Genomic DNA, 22,385 nt, shown 5'->3' with positions numbered 1-22,385 from the left:
GTTGGGCATTATCGCATCCATACCTTAATATCAGCTAAGCCATTGCTTTGTAAAATACCTAATTGTTGGTCAACGTTAGAATTTTGTTCAAACTCAAATGCATCTAATTGATCGTCAAAAGTAATATTTGCAACACCATCACCACCACGTTTTTTAACTTGATGTAGCGCTATATCAGCTAAGTTAATAGATGTTTCCCAGCTTATAACTTGCCCACCAAGTAATGGTAACGGATAAAAGGACCAACCAATAGAAGTGGTTATATTGGTGCTTTTTCCATTTGGTAATTGGAACGAATATTCAGCAACAGCTTTGCATAACTCAGATGAATAACTATCAATTTTGTTACACTTAAAGTCTCGTAGTAATAATAAAAATTCATCACCACTCCAGCGTGCTACATAATCAGACCCTTGTGTACGAGAGTTAAGTAAGGCGGCCATTTGCTGTAAACAACTATCTCCCGCTATAGGACCGAATGCATCATTAATTCGACTAAAGTTATCTAAATTGATAATTAATAAAACAAGTGATTTGCCCTGAGCTTGTAATGATTGCGAGTTACGTTGAAAATGTTCAATATCTTTTGGAAGTTGATCAAACAAAAATCGACGGCTACGCAGCCCTGTAAGTTCATCTGAGTGACTTACTAGCTTAAGCTGTGAGTTAACTTGATTAAGCTTATCATTTGCTTGGCGTAGTTCTAATGTACGATCAGTGATCAGCCCCTCAAGCACTTCTTGCTTTCTGCGCTCTTGTGCTCTAAACACCCAAAATACTAAGTAAAAGAGTAAAATAAAGCCGCTAGTAATTAGTAATCTAAAATAAATAGTCTCATCAAAACGCTCAGGTACAATAAAGCCATATTCAGCTTCTTGTGCTCGGCTCCAATCCTCACCTTGTCGTTTAGCTTCCAGCTGAAACAAAAACGAGCCTGCAGGTAAGTTAGTATAAATAGCTTCTCTGCGTGTATTTGCATAACGCCAATCACTATCCAAACCACTTAGTTTATATCTAAACTCAATACTACTTGGCGCGTAGTAATCTATAGCGGTATAAGTTAACGTTACGTCGCGTTCATCTGTATTTAATGACGGCTTTTTACCAAGTGCTGCAGTGGTTAAATTACGTAATGGAGTGGTAATTGTTTCTACTTTTGGTTTTAATGCACCAACACCAAATAATTCTACGTTTTTAGGTATTTCAACAACACCTTGTAAACTTGGATACCAAATTGAATTACCCGTGTTAGCTACTGCATCATGTCCAAGCCCGCTACAACATTGATTTGCTTTACCGTCGAGTTGACGGTCGAATGAAGAAATAACTTCCTCTACTTTTAAGCTTTTTATCTCTGTTTTAAACTGCTCTACGGGCATTCTATAAACACCTTTCATGGTGCTTACCCATACATGTTTTAAATTTTCATCGTACTCTAAACTGAAAATAGATCCGTACGGTAAACCATTAGCCGCATCTAGTTGGCGCCACTGCCCCTGCGTGCTTCGATAAAACAAACCGTCGTTAAGAGAGCCAATTAAAATACCAACGCCATCTATATGCAAAACACTCGTTACGTAAGCGCTTTCTAAGGTAGTTTGATCGCCAATTTTTTCTATTCCACGATCAGTAAAATAATAAGCGCCTTTGCTAGTACCAATAACCCCAAAATTTGTTTTATCTAATACGTAGGTAATAAATTTACTGCCTAAAAACGCATTATATGCAAATGGCGTTAATCCGGAATAACTTAATCGGTATAACCCACGACCAGTCCCTATCCAAAAACCGCCCTTACTTGAGCGACTAATTGCAAACACTGGATTATCACGTAGTGCTCTGCCCGGTACTGTATAAAGTGTATTTTTTTCAAAAACAAACAAACCTCTGCCAGTCGCTATATATAACCTACCGCCATCAAATTCTAGATCATGCACTGACGCTCGTCCGTATTTAGTACTTGGAATTAAATTAATAAAACTTTTATTTAAATCAAAGTAACCAATGCCACTTTTATTTGCGACCCATAACTTACCATCTGGCGCTTGGGTAATTGCCATAACTGCTTCTGTCATTTCAGATAACGCAGAGTGCCTTTCTACACGCCCTTCATGAGCAAGCCATAAGCCTTCACTAAAACTGGCTAGCCATACGTTATTTTGGTCATCACGAAAAATGTCAGCAAACCAAATGCTTTGATCAAGCTGACTTGGCTCTACCCATTCCCACTCGCCCGACTTACCTCTGAACAGTAAACGTCCGTAAGTTGATACCCAAAGACCACCATCGCTATCACTCATAAACTTGTATACAGCAGAGTTGTTTGTATTTGGTAAAGGGAAAGGTCTTAATTCATCATCTAGATCGAGAAAGTAAGCACCTAGTTCAGATGCTAAATACAAGTTACCGTTTAAAAAAGATAAATCATGAACAATCGTTTGCGCTAAGCGCTCCGGTAACGAAATTTTTGCGGTGAGTTCTAAACGTAATTTAGAAAAATCAGAAGAGCTTTTTGTTAACCTTAGTAAATGACGATCGTTAACTAACCAAATACCTTCAGGGGAAAGCGCCATTTGGGTAACCGAGCCCACAATTTGAGTAATAACGGTCGCATTAACAATTGGAAGAGGAGCACTAGCTTTAGTTTGTAAATCAACTTGGCTTCTATCAACGTAATAAAGCCCATTAGCTGCAATCCAAATGCTCCCTTTTGCATCTTGCAGTATATCTCTAACTGGTCCTTTAATATTAAATTCTTGTGCGGCAAATGTAGTGGGATTAATAACAACGAGCCCACTTTTAGTGCCAATCCATAGCAATCCGTTCGAATCGACTAAAAGTTTATTAATACCATTACTTGGCAGAAAAGGACTATTTTGAGTATTGTAGTTAGTAAACGTGTTGCCATCAAAGCGACTTAAGCCAAACTGAGTGCCAAGCCACATATAGCCTTGTTTATCTTGTACAACACTTTTAAGTGATTGCGATGGTAAACCATCTTTTATATTCCATTGTTTAACTACATAATCAGTAATTGAGGCCCAACTTGGCGTCGCGCACAACATCAGTACACAAACCAGTAAAAATCGCATCATAGTACTGCCACCTAGTTAAACAATTCAAATATAAAAATTAAAAGGGTATATAACCCGCTTTTATTAACGCCTGCAAACAAATAAGCGAAAATACACCTGCAAGTATATCGTCTGCCATAATACCAAAACCACCCTTTACATGCTTATCTAGCATACGGATTGGACCAGGTTTTGCTATATCAAAAAATCGAAACAACAAAAAGCCTACTAACAAGCTCTGCCAACTAAGCGCGGCACCGATCATGGTAATGTAATACCCAGCAACTTCGTCCCACACAATTGCGGGATGGTCATGTACACCTAAGTCATCTGCAGTTTTACCACATACCCATATACCAAATATACTGATAACGACAGCAAATACAATTTGAAGCCATAATGGATAGTACATGGTCATAAAAATAAATGGTAAAGCAGCAAAAGTGCCAAATGTACCAGGCGCTTTAGGCGCAAGACCTGTACCAAAACCTAAACCAAAAAATTGGTGAGGGCGCTTTAAATTAAATAATCGGTTATTACTCAAACCGACTCCTTGGCAAAATGCTCAAAGCCTTGTTGCTCAAAATCAAAGTTTTCACCATTATATAAAAGCTCAATATTTCCATCACCACTTTTAACTTGCCCAATAAGGGTAGCATCTACGCCATATTGTCGAAGCTTTAAATCTAACATCCCTTTACTACTATCCGGGACTGTAAATAATAATTCATAGTCATCACCGTAACTAAGAATAAATGGTAACTGCTGCTTAAAATCAAGACTAGATTTCATCGCATCCGATGTAGGAATATCTTCTATATTTATAACCGCACTCGCTTGAGACATATCAAGAATATGACCCAAATCAGCAAGTAACCCATCAGACACATCTATCGCTGAAGATGCAAGCCCACGCAATACCTGACCAGCAGCAACACGAGGTGTTGGATAATCAAAACGCTTGTTTACATACTGTAAGTGCTCAGGCTCTATTTTTAAACCTTGTTTACGCGACTCAATTGCTAGTCCCGCATCTCCTAATGGACCTGTAACATAAATCCAATCACCTACTTTAGCACCGCTTCTACATAAAGCTTTACCTTCAGGTACGGTTCCTTTAGCGCAAATAGTAATAGTTAACGGACCTTGGGTCGTATCCCCACCAATTATTTGGACATTAAAGTATTCAGCAATTTCGTGCATACCTTCAGTAAATTCTTCTATCCACTGTGGGTCTATACTTGGCAATGTTAGTGCAACTGAAACCCATGTTGGTTCAGCACCCATTGCAGCTAAATCACTTAAATTTACAGCAAGTGCTCTATGACCTAATGCTCGAGGAGAAATATCATCAAAAAAATGCACGCCAGAAACAAGTGTATCTGTTGTGATTGCAAGTTGGCAGTTCTGTGGAACGGTGACTAAAGCGCAATCATCCCCTATACCTAGGTTAACATCACGACGAGTTATACCGCGACCTTTAAAGTAACGGTTTATTAATTCAAATTCCTTCATACACAAAAAAGCCGACCTATGCCGGCTCTCCTTTTTAACGGTTGTTAAAACCAATCAATCTGAAAATTTCAGAAGTGATTAATATTACTTGCGTAAATGCTTAACAGCTTTATCAAGTACACCGTTTACAAATTTATGGCTATCTTCAGCACCAAAAATTTTGGCAAGTTCAATACCTTCGTTGATAGCAACTTTATAAGGTACATCTTCACGGAATTTAAGTTCGTAGCTGCTTAAACGTAAAATTGCTCGCTCAACCATATCTAAATCGTTAAATGGACGTGTTAAATGTGGCGATACAGCTTCGTCTAATTGCTTATAATTTACAGCAACACCCGTCGCTAAATCTTTAAAGTATTCAACGTCAATTTTAGTAACGTCTGTTTCGATCAACATTTGTTGCTCGATATCGGCAATCAGATTGCCACTTATTTGCCAAGAATATACGGCTTGGAGTGCTAAAGTACGTGCTTTACGTCTTGCTGCTGGTTTCACAAAAATTCCTTAAACTTAAATTTTATCTAACACATTAACCATTTCAAGCGCACCTAAAGCAGCTTCGCCGCCTTTGTTACCCATTTTGGTACCAGCACGCTCAATTGCTTGTTCAATGCTTTCTGTGGTTAATACGCCAAATGCAACCGGGATATCATACTCAAGTGATACTTGCGCAAGACCCTTGTTTGATTCGCCAGCAACTAGGTCAAAGTGTGGTGTACCACCTCTGATCACTACGCCTAATGCGATGATTGCATCATACTCTTTTTTTGCCGCAACGCGTTTAGCTGCTAAAGGTAACTCTACCGCACCAGGTACATAAATAACGGTAATATCGTCATCTGAAACACCACCAGTACGCTTTAATTCATCAACAGCGCCTGCTAATAGACTGCTACCAATAAAGTCATTAAAACGAGAAATAACAATGGCAAATTTTTTGCCTGGAGCGTACTTATTACCTTCAATAATTTTCATTCGATAACCTTAAAAATAAGTTTGAGCGGTTGCGATTGCGCAAAAATTGCTGCGCATCATACCATAAAAATAAAATAATAGACTAGTTAAAAGCAGAGCGCTTATTGCGGCTCAACGTAATCAACAACTTCTAAATGAAAGCCCGAAAGCGCATGGTACTTTTTAGGGCGACTCATTAATCGCATTTGTTTAATTCCAAGATCTGCAAGTATTTGCGAACCAACACCAACCGTACGAGAGGTACCTTTGAATTTACGTGGCGTAACATCTTCGCCAGCATCTGCGGCTGCAAATGCTTTTACAGTAGCTTCTAATTCTTCAGTGCTTTCTTGCTTACCTAAAATAACTAAAGCGCCTTCATTTTTAGCAATATAAGCCATTGCCTCAGAAAGCCCCCAACTACGGTCAGCACTTCTGTCTGAAAGCAAAATATCGTTAAAAGTACTCTGCAAATGTACGCGTACATTGGTAGGTTCTTGATCTTTAACTTCGCCTTTAAGCAGTACGTAATGTAATTGGCCGTCAATTGTGTCTTTGTAAGTAACTAAATCAAATTCACCATGAACAGTAGGCAACTTACATTTTGCAACTTGCTCAATAGTTGTTTCGTTGAGATTTCGGTATTCGATTAAATCAGCGATAGTACCAATTTTAATATCGTGCTGTTTTGCAAAAACTTCTAAATCAGGACGACGTGCCATGGTGCCATCGGCATTAAGTATTTCAACAATAACAGATGATGCTTCAAGCCCAGCTAAACGAGCCAAATCACAGCCGGCTTCAGTATGCCCAGCACGAGTTAATACTCCGCCTGGTTGCGCCATGATAGGAAAAATATGACCAGGCTGAACAATATCACTTGGTATTGCACCTTTAGCTATAGCAGCTTGCACTGTACGCGCTCTATCTGCAGCAGAAATACCGGTTGTAACACCTTTAGATGCTTCAATCGACATTGTAAAGTTAGTTGAAAAAGCAGCACCATTATTTTTAACCATTAGCGGTAAATCAAGTTGCTCACAACGCTCTTGCGTCATGGTTAAACAAATTAAACCACGACCATGAGTAGCCATAAAGTTAATCGCTTGTGCACTAATATGCTCAGCTGCAATAATTAAATCGCCTTCATTTTCTCTATCTTCATCGTCCATTAAAATAACCATTTTACCGGCTTTAATATCATCGATGATTTCTTGTGCGCTGTGTAAATTCATAAATTTGCTCGTGTAAGTTATCAGTTTCGTTATTTAATAAAACCCGCTTTAGCGAGTAAGCTCATCGAAATATCAGAGCCAGTAGGTTGCTCTGCACCTTTTATAAGGCGCTCTAAATAACGTGCAATTTGATCGACTTCTAAATTAACCTGAGTACCTACTTTAAAATGAGCAATCGTAGTTTGCTCACTAGTGTGTGGGACAATTGTTAATTTGAATTTATTACCTTCTACAGCATTTACTGTCAGGCTTATACCATCAATACATACCGAACCTTTGTACGGAATGTATTTCATTAAATTTTCGTCGGTTGTAAGCCAATATTCTGTAGCTCGCGCATTAGGAGTAATAGCTGTAATAGTTGCTATGCCATCAACATGACCAGATACAAGATGACCGCCCAAACGCGAAACCGGTTGCATGGCTTTTTCAAGATTAACCGTTTGCCCTAAAGCGTAGTGAGAAAAACCCGTTAAACCAATCGTCTCATTTGATAAATCAGCACTAAAACCATCTATGTGCTTATCAACCACCGTTAAGCAAACACCATTGGTTGCAATACTGTCGCCTAGCTTTACGTCTTTCATATCAAGGTCAGTACTTTGAATACGAATGGCTAAGTCGCCTTGTTTTTTTTGTAATAAAGCAATTTTACCTGTGGCTTCTATTATTCCAGTAAACATAGCACTACTCTTTTTTATTAAGTGGTTTTAATGAGTTTTTTTACCGCTGTAATACGCAAATCATCGCCAATACGCGCACACTCATTAAATGTTAAATCGATTGTATTTTGCATACTCATCAATTCAGGAAAATTTACTAAACCTTTTGCATCATGACCCATGAGTTTAGGCGCTAAATAAAAAACAAACTCATCTATTAAATCAAGCTCTGTCATTTTACCAGCAAGTGTTGCGCCAGCCTCAAGCCACACATTATTAAACTGTAGCTGACCAAGTTTTTGTAAAACAGCCAACAAGTCAACCTTACCGTTACTTTCACTCACTTGTATATGCTTTACAAAGTGCGGCCACTGTAGTGATTTATCAAGCTTAGTTGTAAATATTATTACATCGCTTTGAATTTTAAATAAAGCTAGGTTAGGCGTTAAACGGTTACGAGAGTCAATTATAACACGCACGGGCTGGCGAAGCGGTAAATCAGTGGGAAGTGCATTCGGTAATTCGCTTAATCGTACATTGAGTTTAGCATCGTCTACTAATACGGTATCAGCTCCGGTTAAAATAGCGCAGCTTTGCGCTCGATATAATTGTACGTCTTGGCGAGCAGCGGGACCGGTTATCCATTTACTTTGCCCATTTTTAAGCGCTGTTTTACCGTCAATACTTGCTGCCATTTTGCAGGTCACATAAGGTAAACCTTGCTCCATTCGCTTAAAAAAGCCAACGTTAAGTGCGCGAGCTTGTGATTCTAGTAACCCGTGAGCAACCTCAATACCAGCATCAGCTAATATTTTAAGACCCTTGCCTGCAACTTGTGGGTTTGTATCAACCATAGCGGCAATTACTTTTACCACGCCCGCCTTTTTTAAACCTTCAGCGCACGGCGGCGTACGCCCATAATGACTACAAGGCTCAAGCGTTACATAGGCAGTTGCGCCTTTTGCATTATTGCCAGCTATTGCCAGTGCATTTACTTCAGCATGACCTTGGCCAGCTAATTGATGAAAACCCTCACCAATTATTTGATTGTTTTTAACTAATACACAGCCAACATTAGGATTAGGCGTTGTAGTAAATCGACCTTTTTTGGCAAGCTCTATGGCGCGTGCCATATACATTTCGTCATGTTCGGTAAAAGTAGTTTGGCTTTGCATTGTTACTCCCCTAAGCGGGCAATTTCTTCGCCAAATTCACGTATGTCTTCAAACGAGCGATAAACAGAGGCAAATCTTACGTACGCTACTTTATCAAGCTTTTTGAGCGCTTCCATAATGCATTCACCAACCAAATGGCTTGAAATTTCTCGCTCACCCGTTGCGCGTAGTTGCGATTTTATTATATTCACTACTTCGTCTACTTGCTCGGTGCTCACTGGGCGTTTTTCGAGCGCACGGTTTAATCCATTTAAAAGTTTATCTTCGTTAAATGGTTCGCGGCTGCCGTCTTGTTTAATAACACGAGGCATAACCAATTCAGCGCCTTCAAATGTAGTAAAGCGCTCGTGGCAGTCGTTACACTCACGACGCCTGCGAACTTGATGGCCTCCGCCAACAAGGCGTGAGTCAATAACTTTAGTATCTTTTGCGGTACAAAATGGACAATGCATAACTCGGTACTTCCGTTTTAAAACAAAAAAGACCGCTAAATAGCGGTCTTTTATCTTAGCAAAAAACTAAGCTTATGTGATCTAAATTACTGCTGCTTATGCAATTAAGCGTAAACAGGTAATTTTGCACAAATTGCTTTTACTTTTTCTTTAACTTGCGCCTGTACAGATTCATCTGAGATGTTATCTAGTACGTCACAAATCCAGCCAGCAAGCTCTTTTGATTCTACTTCTGTAAAACCACGACGAGTTATTGCAGGTGAACCAATACGCAAACCAGATGTAACAAACGGTGAGCGAGGATCGTTAGGCACTGAGTTTTTATTAACGGTGATGTTAGCGTTGCCTAGGGCAGCGTCTGCATCTTTACCGGTGATATCTTTATCGATTAAATCAAGTAAAAATAAGTGGTTTTCAGTTTTATCAGATACGATTTTGTAGCCACGTTCTTGCATAACTGCAACCATTGCTTTTGCGTTTTTAACAACTTGTGTTTGGTATACTTTAAACTCTGGTTGAAGCGCTTCTTTAAATGCCACTGCCTTTGCTGCAATAACATGACATAAAGGACCACCTTGACCACCAGGGAACACAGCACTGTTAAGCTTTTTATAAATAGCTTCGTCGCCACATGCAGAAATAATTAAACCACCACGAGGACCAGCAAGTGTTTTATGCGTAGTTGTAGTAACAACATGAGCATGAGGTACTGGGCTTGGGTAAACGCCTGCCGCAATTAAACCAGCAACGTGAGCCATATCAACAAACAGGTAAGCACCGATTTTGTCAGCAATTTCACGGAACTTAGCCCAATCAACAATACCTGAGTACGCTGAAAAACCACCAATGATCATTTTTGGTTTATGCTCAAGTGCTAATGCTTCAACTTGTGCGTAATCAATTTCACCCGTTGCTTCATCTAGTCCGTATTGGATTGCATTGTAAAGCTTGCCAGAGAAACTTACGTGAGAACCGTGAGTTAAATGACCGCCATGAGCTAAGCTCATACCTAGTACAGTATCGCCAGCATCTAATAATGCTAGAAAAACAGCAGCATTTGCTTGCGAACCAGCGTGTGGTTGTACGTTAGCGTAGTCAGAACCAAATAATTCGTTAGCACGGTCAATTGCTAATTGCTCAACAACATCTACATGCTCACAACCGCCATAGTAACGCTTACCTGGGTAACCTTCTGCGTATTTGTTAGTAAGCTGTGAGCCCTGTGCTTCTAGTACGCGTGGGCTACAGTAGTTTTCAGATGCAATTAGTTCAATGTGCTCTTCTTGGCGAGCAGTTTCTTTAGTGATTGCGTCAAATAACTCTGGATCAAAATCCGAAATATTCATGCTACGTTCTAACATTGGGGTCTCCTAGGGCAACGTGTATGGTGTTTTTTAGAGGCTTTATTGTACGCTTTAAACGACTCTTTGCCTACGCTCTTAAGTTGAGGATATTTAAACAGGGATTGAAACTATTTCACAGCTCTTTTAAGATGATATTTTTTAATAAATACATAATTATTTTAAATGCATTTTATTTTCTACATTTAATTAACTAATGAAAGCCCTTCTTTTTTATAATTAAAACTCATAAAAAAAGCGGCCTAAACCGCTTAACTTTCTATCTTGTATTAACCTAACTTAGCGAGCATTTCAGTGCGTAACGCGTCGTAATCGGCGTTTATATCACTTGCTAAGCATGGTTTTGCTAATGCATCGCTAAGTGGTTTTGGCATATCTAACTCAATGTTTAAAATACCTTCTACGCTCTCTTTAAACTTAGCAGGATGAGCTGTCGCTAAAAATATACCAGCGGCACCAGGTGCTCGGTTTTCAACAAGACCTTGGTAAGCAATCGCGGTATGAGGTTCTGCCACATAGCCAGTTTGTTGAATTTTTTTCATCACGGCTTGCGTGTCTTGCTCGTTTACGCTGGTTGAATAAAAATTATCGTAGCTAAACCAGTTATTATCTAACATTGTTTGCACACGCGGCCAGTTGTTTGGCTTACTCACATCCATTGCATTTGAAAGCGATTCAAGCGTTGCGTTTGGCGTCCAGTTTTTATCAAGCATAAAGCGCGGCACAGTATCGTTTTGGTTTGTTGTTGCACTTAATTTGCCAACAGGTAAACCAATAACAGCACCAATCATTGCGGCGCATACATTACCAAAATTACCACTAGGTACTGATATATGTGCCGTTGCGCGTTTTTCTTTTGGTAGCTGTGCAATTGCCTCAAAGTAATAACAAACCTGAGCAACTAAACGGCTAATATTAATTGAGTTAGCTGAGTTAAGCCCAAGTGTTGATTTAACTTCTTCATCTAAAAAGGCATTTTTAACAAGCTCTTGGCAATCATCAAAGCTGCCCTCAACTGCATAACAATGAATATTATTACCTAGCGTAGTAAATAGCTTTTGCTGAGCAAGTGAAATCTTGCCTTTAGGATATAAAATTACTACGTCGATATTTGGTTTATTGTAAAAAGCATGCGCTACAGCTGCACCAGTATCGCCTGATGTTGCTGTTAAAATAGTTACTTTTTCATCTTTATTAAATTGCGTTAAACACTCAGCCATAAAGCGACCGCCAAAGTCTTTAAACGCAAGTGTAGGACCATGAAACAGCTCTAAACAATATGTGTTCTCTTCAACTTCCACCAGCTTAACTGGAAAGTTAAACGCGTTTTTAACCATTTGTGCCACGGTGTCACTTGGTAGCTCATTACCAATTAGGTGGGATAATATTTTGCCACTGCGCGTAACGAAGTCCATATCAAGCAATGCATCAACATCTGTTAATGGGGCTAGTGACTCTGGAAAAAACACACCTTGGTTACGACCCAAACCTGTTTTTACGGCTTCAACGAACGACACTTTTTGTGAGCTATCTTTTAAATTATGTAATTGCATGACTACCTATCCTATAAAACTGTTAATTGACGCGTGCCGTCGTTATCTAACTTACAAATGTGGCAAAAGCCTTGCTCGTTAATATAATTTGCTTCTAACCATTGTGCGCATTGCTGTGCAGCTTCAAGTGTTTTACACACAGTAAATAAGGTTGGTCCTGCGCCCGAAATACTCACTATTTCTGCGCCTAACGCTGGCAAGCTTGCTTTTGCTTCGCTAAAACCATTAATAAGTGGTGCACGGTAAGGTTCTGCTATTTCATCTTTCATTATGCTTAGCGCATCGTCAAAACGGCTAGTTAACAGTAAGCTGCTAAATGCTGATAAGCGCTGAGCAAATTCAACGCTTGCATGCATGCTCAATTCTTTAGGTAAAACAGAACGCGCTTTTGCTGTATTTAGCGAAAAACCAGGAAACGCAGCTACGTAATACCAGTTTTCATCAACCGGCAGTGCAATCGATTTATCAGGAATTAAATCACCTGTTAGCTGCAAACCACCTAAATAACATGGCGTGATGTTATCGTAATGACGACCGCCGCTTACTACAGCTTCAAAGTCAGCCATAAGCTCAATTAGCTCAACCTGGCTTAAATTAGTTTGTGCAAACTTATCAAGGGCAGCAAAAGTAGCCACGACCGAACATGCGCTAGATCCAAGCCCTGAGCCAATTGGTAAATTCTTTTTAAGCTCGAGCTTTACGCATGGCATGTTAGGCGCAACATGCGCTCTAAAATGTACTAAACACTGGTACGCTAAATTCTCATTAGGATCACTTGGTAACTTATGAGCGTATTCGCCTGTGCAAATAAATTCATCGCTTGATGCTGCGCTCACAACAGCTACATCGCCTAATAAACTGCCATCAATTGGCGCAAGCGCTGCGCCAAGGGCATCAAAACCCACTGCAAAATTACCAATAGACGCCGGAGCATATACTTCAATCATAGTCTGCTCCTAACGCGATAGCGTTTTTAAAATATCAGCAAACACACCCGCTGCTGTTACTTCAGAGCCAGCGCCATAACCACGAATTACAAACGGACGTGGTTGGTAATATTGGCTTAAAATAGCAAGTGCATTTTCACCATCGCGAATGACACTAAGCGCATGTTTTGCATCTACTGCTTCAATACCTACTTTACAATGACCTTCTTTAATTGTGCCTACATAGCGAAGTACTTTGCCTTCACTCGTAGCACTTTGAATAAGCTTGTTAAAATCAGCATCTAGGCTTGGTAGCTTTGCCATAAACTCATCAACGCTGTCTCCCTGTGCAAAACCTGGTGGTAATACAGACTCAACTTCAATATCGCTAAGCTCTAGTTGCATACCCGATTCACGGGCAATGATCAGTAACTTACGCGCTACATCGGTACCCGATAAGTCATCACGAGGGTCTGGCTCTGTAAAGCCGCTTTCTTTGGCTTTAATAGTTGCCTCAGAAAGTGATAAACCATCTTGTAATGCGCCAAACATGTACGAAAGAGAGCCTGATAAAATACCGCTAAACTCAAGCAACTCATCGCCAGCACCAAATAATGACTGCAAGTTATCGATTACTGGTAAGCCAGCACCTACGTTTGTCTCGTATAAAAACTTGCGGTTATTTCTTTGTGTTGCTGCAATTAAATCTTGGTAATAAGTATATGAGCTTGTTGTTGCCTTTTTATTGGCAGCCACAACATGAAAACCTGCATTTAAAAAATCTACATATTGCGCAGCTAGTGCATCTGACGATGTACAATCAACAAGTACGGGATTCACTAAATGATTTTGCTTAACAAACTGCTCTACTAATTTTAAATCAAATGCTTGCTCAGATGAGCCTAACTTTTGCTGCCAATCACTAAAAGCAATACCTTCACTATCTAGGTGTAATTGGCGAGAATTAGCAACGCCATACAAATTAAGTTTAATATTACGCTTTTCAAGCCAAGCTTGTTGACGCTCAAGCTGATTAATAAGCTCTTGACCAACTAAACCGCAACCTAGTAAAAACACATCAATTGATGGAACATGTGTGAAAAAGTTTTCGTGGCATACTTTTACCGCACCATTACACCTTTCACCATCAATTACAGCTGAAATAGCACTTTCGGTAGAGTCTTGTGCAATTGCGACAATGTTAACCTGTGCTTGTGCAAGGGATGCGAAAAACTTAGCAGCTAAACCTCTATGCGCACGCATATTGTCGCCAACTAAAGTAACAATAGCTAAATTACGTTGCACTTGTACCGGCTCAATTAATCCTGCCTTCGACTCAAGCTCAAACGCTGTTTGTAGTGCATCTAGCGCTAATGCTAAATCACTTTCATGTACACAAAAGCTGATGCTAAATTCACACGATGACTGCGTAATCAAAACAATAGAAACATTATCGTGCGCAAGTGCGTTAAATACCTTAGAAGCCATACCTACTTTGCCCTTCATGCCAGGGCCCGAAACTGTCAGCATAGCAAGGTCTTGTAAGCTCGAAAGGGCTTTTACAGGGTCGTTCGACGGGTAGTCATTACCAATTAACGAGCCTTGTGCATCTGGGTTATGTGTATTCTTAATTTCGCAAGGTACGCCCGCTTTAGCACACGGTAAAATTGTTTTAGGATGAAGTACTTTAGCGCCAAAGTAAGAAAGCTCCATTGCTTCTTTATAAGATAAAAAATCTACCTTTGTCGCTTTTTTAATATAACGGGGATCAGCGCTATATACGCCATCAACGTCTGTCCAAATTTGGCAAATTTCAGCTTCTAAACATGCAGCAGCAATTGCTGCCGAGTAATCAGAACCGTTACGACCAAGTGTTGTAAGCTCGCCCTTGTCATTACTAGCTGTAAAACCAGGCATAATATATATAGTGGCTGGATTTTCTTTTAACATAGCTTGAAAGCGCACTTTGCTTGCTACTAAGTCTGCTTCGGCATCAATATAACCACCTGTTGATGCAATACAGCTTGTTGCTTCTAAGTACTTAGCGTTATGTGAGCTTAATAAACGCTGCATAAGCGAGACACTTACACGCTCACCAAAACTAATTATAAAAGCACGAACCTGCTCTGGGCAGCACTTAATTAATGCAACACCATCAAGTTTATTTTTAAGTTCAGTAAAGTTTGGCCAGTTTTCAATAGTACCGTGATCTTTTTCTACAGCTGCTTTTAGTTCTTCGCATCTACTCACTAAAGCTTGCCATAACTCACTAAAGTCATGCCCTTGCTCAGCTTCACTTGCTAGAGCAACTAATGAATCGGTCATACCGCCTGGTGCTGAAAGTACTAATAGTACTTCGTCTTTTAATTGTGCTTTAACTAACTGAGCTACTTGTTGTAGGCATGTAAAGTCGGCAAGCGATGACCCACCAAATTTTAAAACGCGCATTGTTTATGTTCCTCATCCCATAAAACGAAAAAGGCCTGTGTTCTAAGTGAACACAGGCCTTTAAATTTGTTGCACCGACCTATGCCACTATCCAGTAAGAATGGTGGTTGTAATAATAATGGTCAGTACGCGATTAATTGTTTTCATAGGTTAAGACTGCCTCAACAAAGGCTATGCTGTCAACCCTAAATTAAAAGATAAAACAGCCTTTTTAAACATGAAAAAACCTAATGAATGCCAAATTTATGCAAAACATCACTTAAACTAGTTTTATCTATAGGTTTATTTATGAAGTCTATAGCACCTAATTGAGTAACTCTGTGTTTCATTTTATCTTGTATATCAGCAGAAATAACGAGTACAAAGCATTCAATTTTTTGCGCTTTTATATGTTCAAGTACCTCAACGCCATCTACTTCTGGCATAGTTAAATCTAGGCATAATAAATCAAAGTTATTAGTTTTAAATAGCTCAATAGCTTGGGCGCCATTTACAGCTTGCTGAATGTTCGCATCGACACATTGCTGCAAGCATCTAATTACTTGCTTACGCGCAACGGCAGAGTCGTCACACACTAAAATAGAAAAAGTCATAATGTTTACTACTAAATGAGCATAATTAAAGCTGTTAAGAAATAGCCATCCATAGCGACTTGTTCTATTCTACCACGGTACCTATATACGTAACAAAGCATCTAAGAATTTTCTGAGTAAAAAGAATTCTCTTAAATTCACAAGTTTGCCAAAGTACAAATTTAAACTCATTTGAGATTAAAATAACGCTTAAAATAAAATGTTTTTTATTTATTTTTAAGCATTTATTGACTAACTTTTATGTAACTAAGCAATCTTGTACTAAAACCAAAGGAACCATAAGCCACTTATGTTACAACAAAGCCTTTCTAAAAAGTTGCTGACCAGTGTTTTATCGGTCTATTTCTTGCTAACCTTTGTGGTCACTTGCGGGCAAGTCCTTGCTGAATATGTAAATACAAAAGACTATATTAGAGATGAATTAGCCACCTTACAAAAAACTTTTAGTCGTAGTTTAACCAGAGCCATTTGGGAGCTAAACACCAAGCAAACTATCACCACGGCAGAAGGTCTATTAGCTATCCCTATGATTGAAGGCATAATAGTGCGCGACGATAGCGGCGAAATAATCTCGCAGCTTGGGCGTTCTCTCGACATACATAAGTTGTACAGCCAACAATTAGTACAAGAAGAAGTTATTTTAGAAGATTCTAAGTCAGGTTTATTTGGATATACCTTTCCGCTTATATTCGAATTTTCGGGTAGAGCAACACAAGTTGGCGACGTTACTTTATTTTCTAGTCGAGAAGTCGTATTTAGTCGCATTATGGTTTCAATCTATTTTTTGATTGGTAATGCGATGATAAAAACAACATTTTTGATTATTTTGTTTTTAATGGCGTTCAGAAAATTACTTACCGATCCCCTATCTCAATTTATAGAACAAATAGAAAATCTTGAATTAGACGAACTTGAAGGTCAGCACATAGAAATAGAAACAGAAGAGCATAACGAGCTCAAAGTAATGGAGGAGTCATTTAACAATCTGATAGATAAAGTTGTTCAATACCGCCTAGAGCTTGAGCATGCGCAAAAGCAGCTAATAATAAGTAACGAAAAACTAGATCAACATAATGTTCAATTAGAGCAAGACGTAGCTCGTAAAACATCAAATTTAAGCCAAGCAATGATGGATTTACAACAACAAAAATATGAATTAGAAAAACAAAAAATTGTATTAACTGATGAAGTCGATCTTCGTCGCAGTACCGAGCAAGAGCTACTAACAAAACAAACCGAGTTACAACGTTACGTAGATGAATTAAGCCTTGCACAAGAGCGCCTACTCGGCACTGAAAAAATGGCCGCATTAGGTGGGCTAGTTGCAGGAATAACTCACGATATAAATACACCAATAGGTATTGGCGTTACCGCAATCTCATTTTTACAAGAGCGTTTAAATCAACTTGAAGCTGCCTATAAAGAAAAAACCCTGTCGCCTAAAGCCCTCGAAAATTTTATTAATGATGCTCAACAAAGTACTAGTTTACTAACAACAAACCTTGATAGAGCCTCAGAGTTAATTGCCAGTTTTAAGCAAATAGCAGTTGATCAAGCAAGCGAAGCCATAAGAACCATTAATTTTAAAGATTATGTAAACGAGGTTATTCGCTCACTTCATCCACAACTAAAAAAAACAGCCCATACTATTAAATTAGAATGCCCTGATGATCTTGTTTTAAATTTGCCTGCGGGTGCAATAAGCCAAATTTTTACTAACTTAATTATGAACTCACTTATTCATGGTTTTGAAGGCAAAAATAACGGCATTATGGATATTAAAATAACCAGTGACGAAACAAACCTAACCATTGATTACAAAGATAATGGTAATGGAGTGACAAATGAGCAGCTTAAAAAGTTGTTTGATCCGTTTTTTACTACCAAACGAGATCAAGGCGGAAGCGGACTTGGCACACACATAATGCTCAATTTAGTTAAACAAACTTTAAGCGGATCTATAGATGCAAGTAGCGAAGCTGGTAAGGGTTTACGTTACTATATTAAATTTCCAAAAAACATGCCTAAACCACTGCCTATTTTTAATCAAAATTAAACAGCCAGTAACAAATCAGTCATTTCGAGATACTGATTTTATTGTTATGATTGGATAAATTTTCAAATGGATCAATCCCCATGTGGTTTAGTAACCTTATTTGTTACCGCTTTAAGCAAGACGTTTCGTATACTCAAGAAGATTTCGATAAAGCATTAGAGCAAGACTTGTTTCGTCCATGTACAGGTCAAGAATTATCGACATTTGGCTGGACAAAAGCATTTGGAAAACACGGCGACACATTATCGCACTTTTCACAAAAAAGTATTTTAGTGTGTGCTAAGCGTGAAGAAAAAGTATTACCTGCTTCTGTTATTAATGAACTTGTTGCTGAAAAAGTTGATTTAATTGAAGCAGAAGAAAATCGTCCAGTTAAGAAAAAAGAAAAAGACGAATTAAAAGAAAACATTCTTCATGCTCTACTTCCACAAGCGTTTAAAAAATCTAGTTTACAATTTGCGTTTATCGACCAAGAAAACGGTTGGGTTGTAGTAAACAGTGGCAGCTTTAATAAAGCAGAAGAGTTACTTGCCCTACTTCGTAAATCACTGGGTACATTACCTGTAGTACCTGCATTTGCAAATTACGACCTTGATGTATTTTTAACAGATTGGTTAACTAACTTCAGCACACCTGAAGGCTTTGCAATAGGCTCAGATGCCGAACTTGAAGAAGCAGACGACAGTGGCGCACAAGTTAAACTCAAAGGTCATGACTTATCATGTGACGAAGTGAAATCGCATCTTGAAAGTGGTAAACGTGTAACTAAACTTGCACTTGATTGGCAAGAGCGCGTTAAGTTCATGCTGCAAAATGATGGCTCTATTAAACGTTTAAGCTATTCAGAAACGTTAAAAGAAGAAAATGCTGATATCCCAAAAGAAGATATGGCAGTAAAACTAGATGCAGACTTTATTCTCTCTTCAGAAGAAATTAAACAATTACTTGAAGAGTTAACGTCTGGCTTAGGTGATGCAGACGATTTAGTAAAACCTTAAAGTTAAAACTATTTTAAGTATAAAAAAAGCACGATTCACTCGTGCTTTTTTATGCTTAAAATTTAAGAGAACTTAACTAAACATATCTTTCACATCAACTAACATATCGTTGTACTCATCACTAGAGAACAACTGCATAGACGGAATAACACCTTTATCTATGTATACCTGTAATGCAGCTGATTTATCAGATACCTGTAATGTCCCCTCTAAAATAGCGCCAATGCGGATAAAGTCTACATAGCCAATTTGAGCTGGTTTATAACTCGGATCCGCCCAACTAAGTGCCACATCAGAAAACTCGTCAGGAAATTCCCATGCACGCATAATAGAAAAACCTATTTTACCGCTAAGCTTTTGAATTGCATGAGCTAGAAAGCTAGGATTAGCAAACACCTCAGGGTGACGTTCAGCTTCAGTCAAAATAGGTAATACACCAATATTATAAACAAGTGCAGCGAGGGTAATAGCATCGCGATTTAACGACGTATGCTTGTTATTTTTTAAATAAAATTCCATCAACGATATAGAATGACTCGCAACGGTCAGCGTTTTTTGCCACGCTTTGCCCATATACCCTTTAATGAGCTCATTATTTGAAACAAACAATTGCTCCATAGCCATAGCCGTTGCAATATTTTTAATTTGGCGCAAGCCAATACGTGTAACCGCCTGATGTAAATTAGATACTTTTACAGAGCGTCCCATTATTGCGCTATTAGCTACTTTGATCATACGAGCTGATAAAGCGGGATCTTGTGAGATAACGTCCGACATTTGCATTAAATTCACATCAGGGTTATCAGCAGCATAACGTACCTTAATAGCAACCTCAGGTAACGTTGGTAAAACCAGTGTATCGTTATTTATTCTATCGACTAAAATCGTTAAAAGTGCATTTTCTGTAGACATAAAGCTGTCATCCTTTTGTTCTTAGGTTGCAATGCAAATGCAAACCACGACAATTAATTTTTGATATTAGTAATACAATTAGTATTGTCTAACTTACCGCTAAAGTTAAGGAAATTATAGAGATTTATTTTTTATTCACGCTATTTTATCCCGACCATTTGCCTTACAACGCCTAACACTTGCTATTTACCATTCAGTTTTGGTTTAATGCAGTCACAATAAGGAAGCGTTTGTGCATTTTTAGCTACTTTGTTAGCACGTACAAAATATTAAACTTACTTTTTTAACAGGCAAAATAATGATCTTAAATAAAATTAGCCAAGCAATTATGCTCTCTGGTGTCGTTTTTCTTAGTGCATGCTCAGAGCAAGCTCCCTCTTCTACCGACAACACAACAGCAAAAACCGAGCAATCTTCAAAAGCAGAAAATAAGCAAATGGGTCCACAACTCATAAATGCTGACCAGCAACGTTTAGATATTTATACCGACTTTAGTTTACAAAGTGATTTGTCGCATTTAAGTGATAATCAAAAAGCCATGATTGTTAAACTTATTGATGCTTCAAAAGTAATGGATGAGTTATTTTGGAAACAATCATTTGGTGAAAGTAAAAGTGCATTTTTAGCAAAGTTAAACGATGAAAAAGTTCGTACATTTGCCGATATTAACTATGGTCCATGGGATCGTTTAAATGGTGATGAAGCTTTTTTATCTGGTTATAAAGAAAAACCACTTGGTGCGCAGTTTTACCCTGCAGACATCACTAAAGAAGAATTAAACAATGCCGACGTTGAAGACAAAACAGGTCTTTACTCTGTTATTAAACGTGATGAGCAAGGCAAACTTTACAGCGTACCTTACTCTAAAGAGTATGCCACTGAACTTGCAAAAGCAGCCGACTTGCTACGCGAAGCAAGTAAGCTTGCTGACGACAAAGAATTTGCAAGCTATCTAAACCTTCGTGCTGATGCACTGCAAAAAGATGATTTTCAAGTATCTGATTTTGCATGGATGGATATGAAGAATAACCCTATTGATGTGGTTATTGGTCCTATTGAGACTTACGAAGACCAGTTGTTTGGTTACCGTGCTGCTTATGAGTCTTATGTATTAATTAAAGATCTAAAATGGAGCGAACGCCTAGCTAAATTTGCAGCATTTTTACCTGAGCTTCAAAAAGATTTACCTGTTGATGCTAAGTATAAACAGGAAGTACCTGGCTCTGACGCCGACTTAAACGCTTATGATGTTGTTTATTACGCAGGTCACTCTAACGCTGGTAGTAAAACAATAGCGATTAACTTGCCAAACGATGAGCAAGTACAACTAGAAAAAGGTACTCGCCGCCTACAACTTAAAAATGCAATGCGTGCTAAGTTTGACAAAATTTTAGTACCAATTGCTGATCAGCTGATTGTACCTGAACAACGTAAGCATATTACTTTCAATGCATTTTTTGCTAACACCATGTTTCACGAAGTGGCTCACGGTCTAGGTATTAAAAATACCATTACAGGTAAAGGTACCGTTCGCCAATCTCTACAAGAACACGCAAGTGCACTTGAGGAAGGCAAAGCCGATATACTTGGTTTATATATGGTTGAACAGTTGCTTAAAAAAGGCGAGATTACTGAAGGTACACTTGAAGATTACTACACAACCTTTATGGCTGGTATTTTCCGCTCAGTACGTTTTGGTGCATCAAGCGCACATGGTCAAGCAAACATGATTCGCTTTAACTTTTTTGCACAAGAAGGCGCATTTTCTAAAAATGAAGCTGGTTTATATCGCGTTAATATGGAAAAAATGAGCATTGCAATGGCTAAGCTTTCTCGCTTAATTTTAACCTTACAAGGTGATGGCGATTACGAAAAAGTAGACCAGCTAATTGCAACTCATGGCGACATTAAAGAAGAACTTGCTAAAGACTTAGAAAAACTAAGCAAAGCAAATATTCCTGTAGATGTAACGTTTAAGCAAGGTAAAGAAGTACTAGGGCTTAAATAAGCTTAGTTAAACTTAGCTAAACCCTAAAAAAGCGTTGCAGTTTAAAACTGTAGCGCTTTTTTTAACTCTGTAATTTGTAACTCTGTATACGGAACTGCTGGATACTTACCCCAAACTGGCGCAGGCCAGGCAGCATCAGTCGTAAAACGTGCTATATGATGAATATGTAATTGCGGTACCATGTTCCCCAAAGCAGCAATGTTTAACTTATCAGGCTTAAATACATTCATAATCAACTTGCTTAGCTTTGCAGACTCTTTTAAATACACAATTTGATCACCCTCAGATAAATCAATAATCTCTTTTAAGGCAGGTTGCCTTGGTACTAATACAAACCACGGATACTGACTATCGTTCAACAAAAGTACTTTACACAGCGACCAATCGGCAAGGTCTATACAGTCGCGTTTAAGCTCTGGGGCTAATTCGAATTCAGGGTTAGTCATTATAATGTCCTGCTTAG

At 38.7% G+C, this 22,385-nt stretch carries 19 protein-coding genes; 3 read left to right on the top strand and 16 right to left on the bottom strand.

The features are described from left to right. Positions 1-8: 8 nt before the first annotated feature. The 14 genes from GQR56_RS12990 to GQR56_RS12925 form a co-directional block, all read right to left on the bottom strand. Positions 9-3,095, bottom strand: a complete 3,087-nt coding sequence (locus GQR56_RS12990; protein ID WP_024612229.1) for a ligand-binding sensor domain-containing diguanylate cyclase — start codon at positions 3,093-3,095, stop codon at positions 9-11. A 37-nt stretch (positions 3,096-3,132) separates the two neighbouring features. Continuing rightward, complete coding sequence (locus tag GQR56_RS12985) at positions 3,133-3,618, bottom strand: phosphatidylglycerophosphatase A (protein WP_024612228.1); 486 nt, start codon at positions 3,616-3,618, stop codon at positions 3,133-3,135. Then, on the bottom strand, positions 3,615-4,589 hold the full coding sequence (thiL, locus tag GQR56_RS12980) for a thiamine-phosphate kinase (protein WP_166112164.1): 975 nt from the start codon (positions 4,587-4,589) through the stop codon (positions 3,615-3,617). Before thiL ends, GQR56_RS12985 begins: the two co-directional genes overlap by 4 nt. Before the next feature lie 84 nt (positions 4,590-4,673). Continuing rightward, a complete protein-coding gene (gene nusB / locus GQR56_RS12975) occupies positions 4,674-5,084 on the bottom strand; it encodes a transcription antitermination factor NusB (RefSeq protein WP_024612226.1) in 411 nt (136 codons plus the stop codon). A 15-nt stretch (positions 5,085-5,099) separates the two neighbouring features. After that, positions 5,100-5,564 (bottom strand): 6,7-dimethyl-8-ribityllumazine synthase, encoded by a 465-nt coding sequence (gene ribE, locus GQR56_RS12970; protein WP_002961753.1) that lies wholly within the window; start codon positions 5,562-5,564, stop codon positions 5,100-5,102. A 101-nt stretch (positions 5,565-5,665) separates the two neighbouring features. Further along, positions 5,666-6,778: a bifunctional 3,4-dihydroxy-2-butanone-4-phosphate synthase/GTP cyclohydrolase II gene (gene ribBA, locus GQR56_RS12965; RefSeq protein WP_024612225.1), complete on the bottom strand. Its 1,113-nt coding sequence runs from the start codon at positions 6,776-6,778 to the stop codon at positions 5,666-5,668. Positions 6,779-6,807: 29 nt separating this feature from the next. Next, entirely contained in the window at positions 6,808-7,461 is a 654-nt protein-coding gene (locus GQR56_RS12960; RefSeq protein ID WP_024612224.1) for a riboflavin synthase, read from the bottom strand. Between the two features lie 17 nt (positions 7,462-7,478). After that, positions 7,479-8,615: a bifunctional diaminohydroxyphosphoribosylaminopyrimidine deaminase/5-amino-6-(5-phosphoribosylamino)uracil reductase RibD gene (gene ribD, locus GQR56_RS12955; RefSeq protein WP_166112161.1), complete on the bottom strand. Its 1,137-nt coding sequence runs from the start codon at positions 8,613-8,615 to the stop codon at positions 7,479-7,481. A 2-nt stretch (positions 8,616-8,617) separates the two neighbouring features. Beyond that, on the bottom strand, positions 8,618-9,067 hold the full coding sequence (nrdR, locus tag GQR56_RS12950; RefSeq protein ID WP_002961761.1) for a transcriptional regulator NrdR: 450 nt from the start codon (positions 9,065-9,067) through the stop codon (positions 8,618-8,620). A gap of 104 nt (positions 9,068-9,171) precedes the next feature. After that, a complete protein-coding gene (gene glyA, locus GQR56_RS12945) occupies positions 9,172-10,428 on the bottom strand; it encodes a serine hydroxymethyltransferase (protein WP_024612222.1) in 1,257 nt (418 codons plus the stop codon). A 269-nt stretch (positions 10,429-10,697) separates the two neighbouring features. After that, positions 10,698-11,981, bottom strand: a complete 1,284-nt coding sequence (thrC, locus tag GQR56_RS12940) for a threonine synthase (RefSeq protein WP_166112158.1) — start codon at positions 11,979-11,981, stop codon at positions 10,698-10,700. An 11-nt stretch (positions 11,982-11,992) separates the two neighbouring features. Next, positions 11,993-12,928, bottom strand: coding sequence for a homoserine kinase (gene thrB, locus GQR56_RS12935; protein ID WP_166112155.1), 936 nt, complete (start codon positions 12,926-12,928; stop codon positions 11,993-11,995). Between the two features lie 9 nt (positions 12,929-12,937). Then, entirely contained in the window at positions 12,938-15,355 is a 2,418-nt protein-coding gene (gene thrA, locus GQR56_RS12930) for a bifunctional aspartate kinase/homoserine dehydrogenase I (protein WP_166112152.1), read from the bottom strand. 227 nt (positions 15,356-15,582) lie between these two features. Continuing rightward, positions 15,583-15,948: a response regulator gene (locus GQR56_RS12925; protein WP_197113554.1), complete on the bottom strand. Its 366-nt coding sequence runs from the start codon at positions 15,946-15,948 to the stop codon at positions 15,583-15,585. A 289-nt stretch (positions 15,949-16,237) separates the two neighbouring features. Between GQR56_RS12925 and GQR56_RS12920 the strand changes: the two genes are divergently transcribed. Both GQR56_RS12920 and rdgC read left to right on the top strand, forming a co-directional pair. Then, positions 16,238-18,004 (top strand): ATP-binding protein, encoded by a 1,767-nt coding sequence (locus GQR56_RS12920; RefSeq protein ID WP_166112149.1) that lies wholly within the window; start codon positions 16,238-16,240, stop codon positions 18,002-18,004. An 80-nt stretch (positions 18,005-18,084) separates the two neighbouring features. Further along, the gene (rdgC, locus tag GQR56_RS12915; protein WP_166112146.1) at positions 18,085-19,002 is read left to right on the top strand and encodes a recombination-associated protein RdgC; all 918 of its coding nucleotides are present in this window, start codon (positions 18,085-18,087) and stop codon (positions 19,000-19,002) included. A gap of 72 nt (positions 19,003-19,074) precedes the next feature. Here rdgC and GQR56_RS12910 read toward each other — a convergent pair whose 3' ends face one another. Further along, positions 19,075-19,914, bottom strand: a complete 840-nt coding sequence (locus GQR56_RS12910) for an HDOD domain-containing protein (protein WP_166112143.1) — start codon at positions 19,912-19,914, stop codon at positions 19,075-19,077. A gap of 298 nt (positions 19,915-20,212) precedes the next feature. Here GQR56_RS12910 and GQR56_RS12905 point away from each other — a divergent pair, with 298 nt between their 5' ends. After that, positions 20,213-21,922 carry a Zn-dependent hydrolase gene (locus tag GQR56_RS12905; protein WP_166112140.1) on the top strand — a complete coding sequence of 570 codons (1,710 nt, stop codon included), beginning with the start codon at positions 20,213-20,215 and terminating at the stop codon, positions 21,920-21,922. A 41-nt stretch (positions 21,923-21,963) separates the two neighbouring features. Here GQR56_RS12905 and GQR56_RS12900 read toward each other — a convergent pair whose 3' ends face one another. After that, positions 21,964-22,368 carry an HIT family protein gene (locus GQR56_RS12900; protein WP_166112137.1) on the bottom strand — a complete coding sequence of 135 codons (405 nt, stop codon included), beginning with the start codon at positions 22,366-22,368 and terminating at the stop codon, positions 21,964-21,966. Positions 22,369-22,385 lie beyond the last annotated feature (17 nt).

This window comes from Pseudoalteromonas sp. Z9A5 (genome assembly GCF_011378875.1).
In the GTDB taxonomy this organism is placed as follows: domain Bacteria; phylum Pseudomonadota; class Gammaproteobacteria; order Enterobacterales; family Alteromonadaceae; genus Pseudoalteromonas.
Note: the sequence above shows the minus strand (reverse complement) of the source record. Positions and strands in the feature narration are given on the sequence as shown.

What these genes read in the sequence shown, in the direction of transcription:
- GQR56_RS12990 (WP_024612229.1), bottom strand. Translation starts at nt 3,095, where the DNA reads ATGATGCGATTTTTACTGGTTTGTGTACTGATGTTGTGCGCGACGCCA.
- nrdR (WP_002961761.1), bottom strand. Translation starts at nt 9,067, where the DNA reads ATGCATTGTCCATTTTGTACCGCAAAAGATACTAAAGTTATTGACTCA.
- rdgC (WP_166112146.1), top strand. Translation starts at nt 18,085, where the DNA reads ATGTGGTTTAGTAACCTTATTTGTTACCGCTTTAAGCAAGACGTTTCG.
- glyA (WP_024612222.1), bottom strand. Translation starts at nt 10,428, where the DNA reads ATGTTAGAACGTAGCATGAATATTTCGGATTTTGATCCAGAGTTATTT.
- thrB (WP_166112155.1), bottom strand. Translation starts at nt 12,928, where the DNA reads ATGATTGAAGTATATGCTCCGGCGTCTATTGGTAATTTTGCAGTGGGT.
- GQR56_RS12905 (WP_166112140.1), top strand. Translation starts at nt 20,213, where the DNA reads ATGATCTTAAATAAAATTAGCCAAGCAATTATGCTCTCTGGTGTCGTT.
- GQR56_RS12910 (WP_166112143.1), bottom strand. Translation starts at nt 19,914, where the DNA reads ATGTCTACAGAAAATGCACTTTTAACGATTTTAGTCGATAGAATAAAT.
- ribD (WP_166112161.1), bottom strand. Translation starts at nt 8,615, where the DNA reads ATGCAAAGCCAAACTACTTTTACCGAACATGACGAAATGTATATGGCA.
- thrA (WP_166112152.1), bottom strand. Translation starts at nt 15,355, where the DNA reads ATGCGCGTTTTAAAATTTGGTGGGTCATCGCTTGCCGACTTTACATGC.
- GQR56_RS12925 (WP_197113554.1), bottom strand. Translation starts at nt 15,948, where the DNA reads ATGACTTTTTCTATTTTAGTGTGTGACGACTCTGCCGTTGCGCGTAAG.
- thrC (WP_166112158.1), bottom strand. Translation starts at nt 11,981, where the DNA reads ATGCAATTACATAATTTAAAAGATAGCTCACAAAAAGTGTCGTTCGTT.
- GQR56_RS12920 (WP_166112149.1), top strand. Translation starts at nt 16,238, where the DNA reads ATGTTACAACAAAGCCTTTCTAAAAAGTTGCTGACCAGTGTTTTATCG.
- ribE (WP_002961753.1), bottom strand. Translation starts at nt 5,564, where the DNA reads ATGAAAATTATTGAAGGTAATAAGTACGCTCCAGGCAAAAAATTTGCC.
- thiL (WP_166112164.1), bottom strand. Translation starts at nt 4,589, where the DNA reads ATGAAGGAATTTGAATTAATAAACCGTTACTTTAAAGGTCGCGGTATA.
- ribBA (WP_024612225.1), bottom strand. Translation starts at nt 6,778, where the DNA reads ATGAATTTACACAGCGCACAAGAAATCATCGATGATATTAAAGCCGGT.
- GQR56_RS12900 (WP_166112137.1), bottom strand. Translation starts at nt 22,368, where the DNA reads ATGACTAACCCTGAATTCGAATTAGCCCCAGAGCTTAAACGCGACTGT.
- GQR56_RS12960 (WP_024612224.1), bottom strand. Translation starts at nt 7,461, where the DNA reads ATGTTTACTGGAATAATAGAAGCCACAGGTAAAATTGCTTTATTACAA.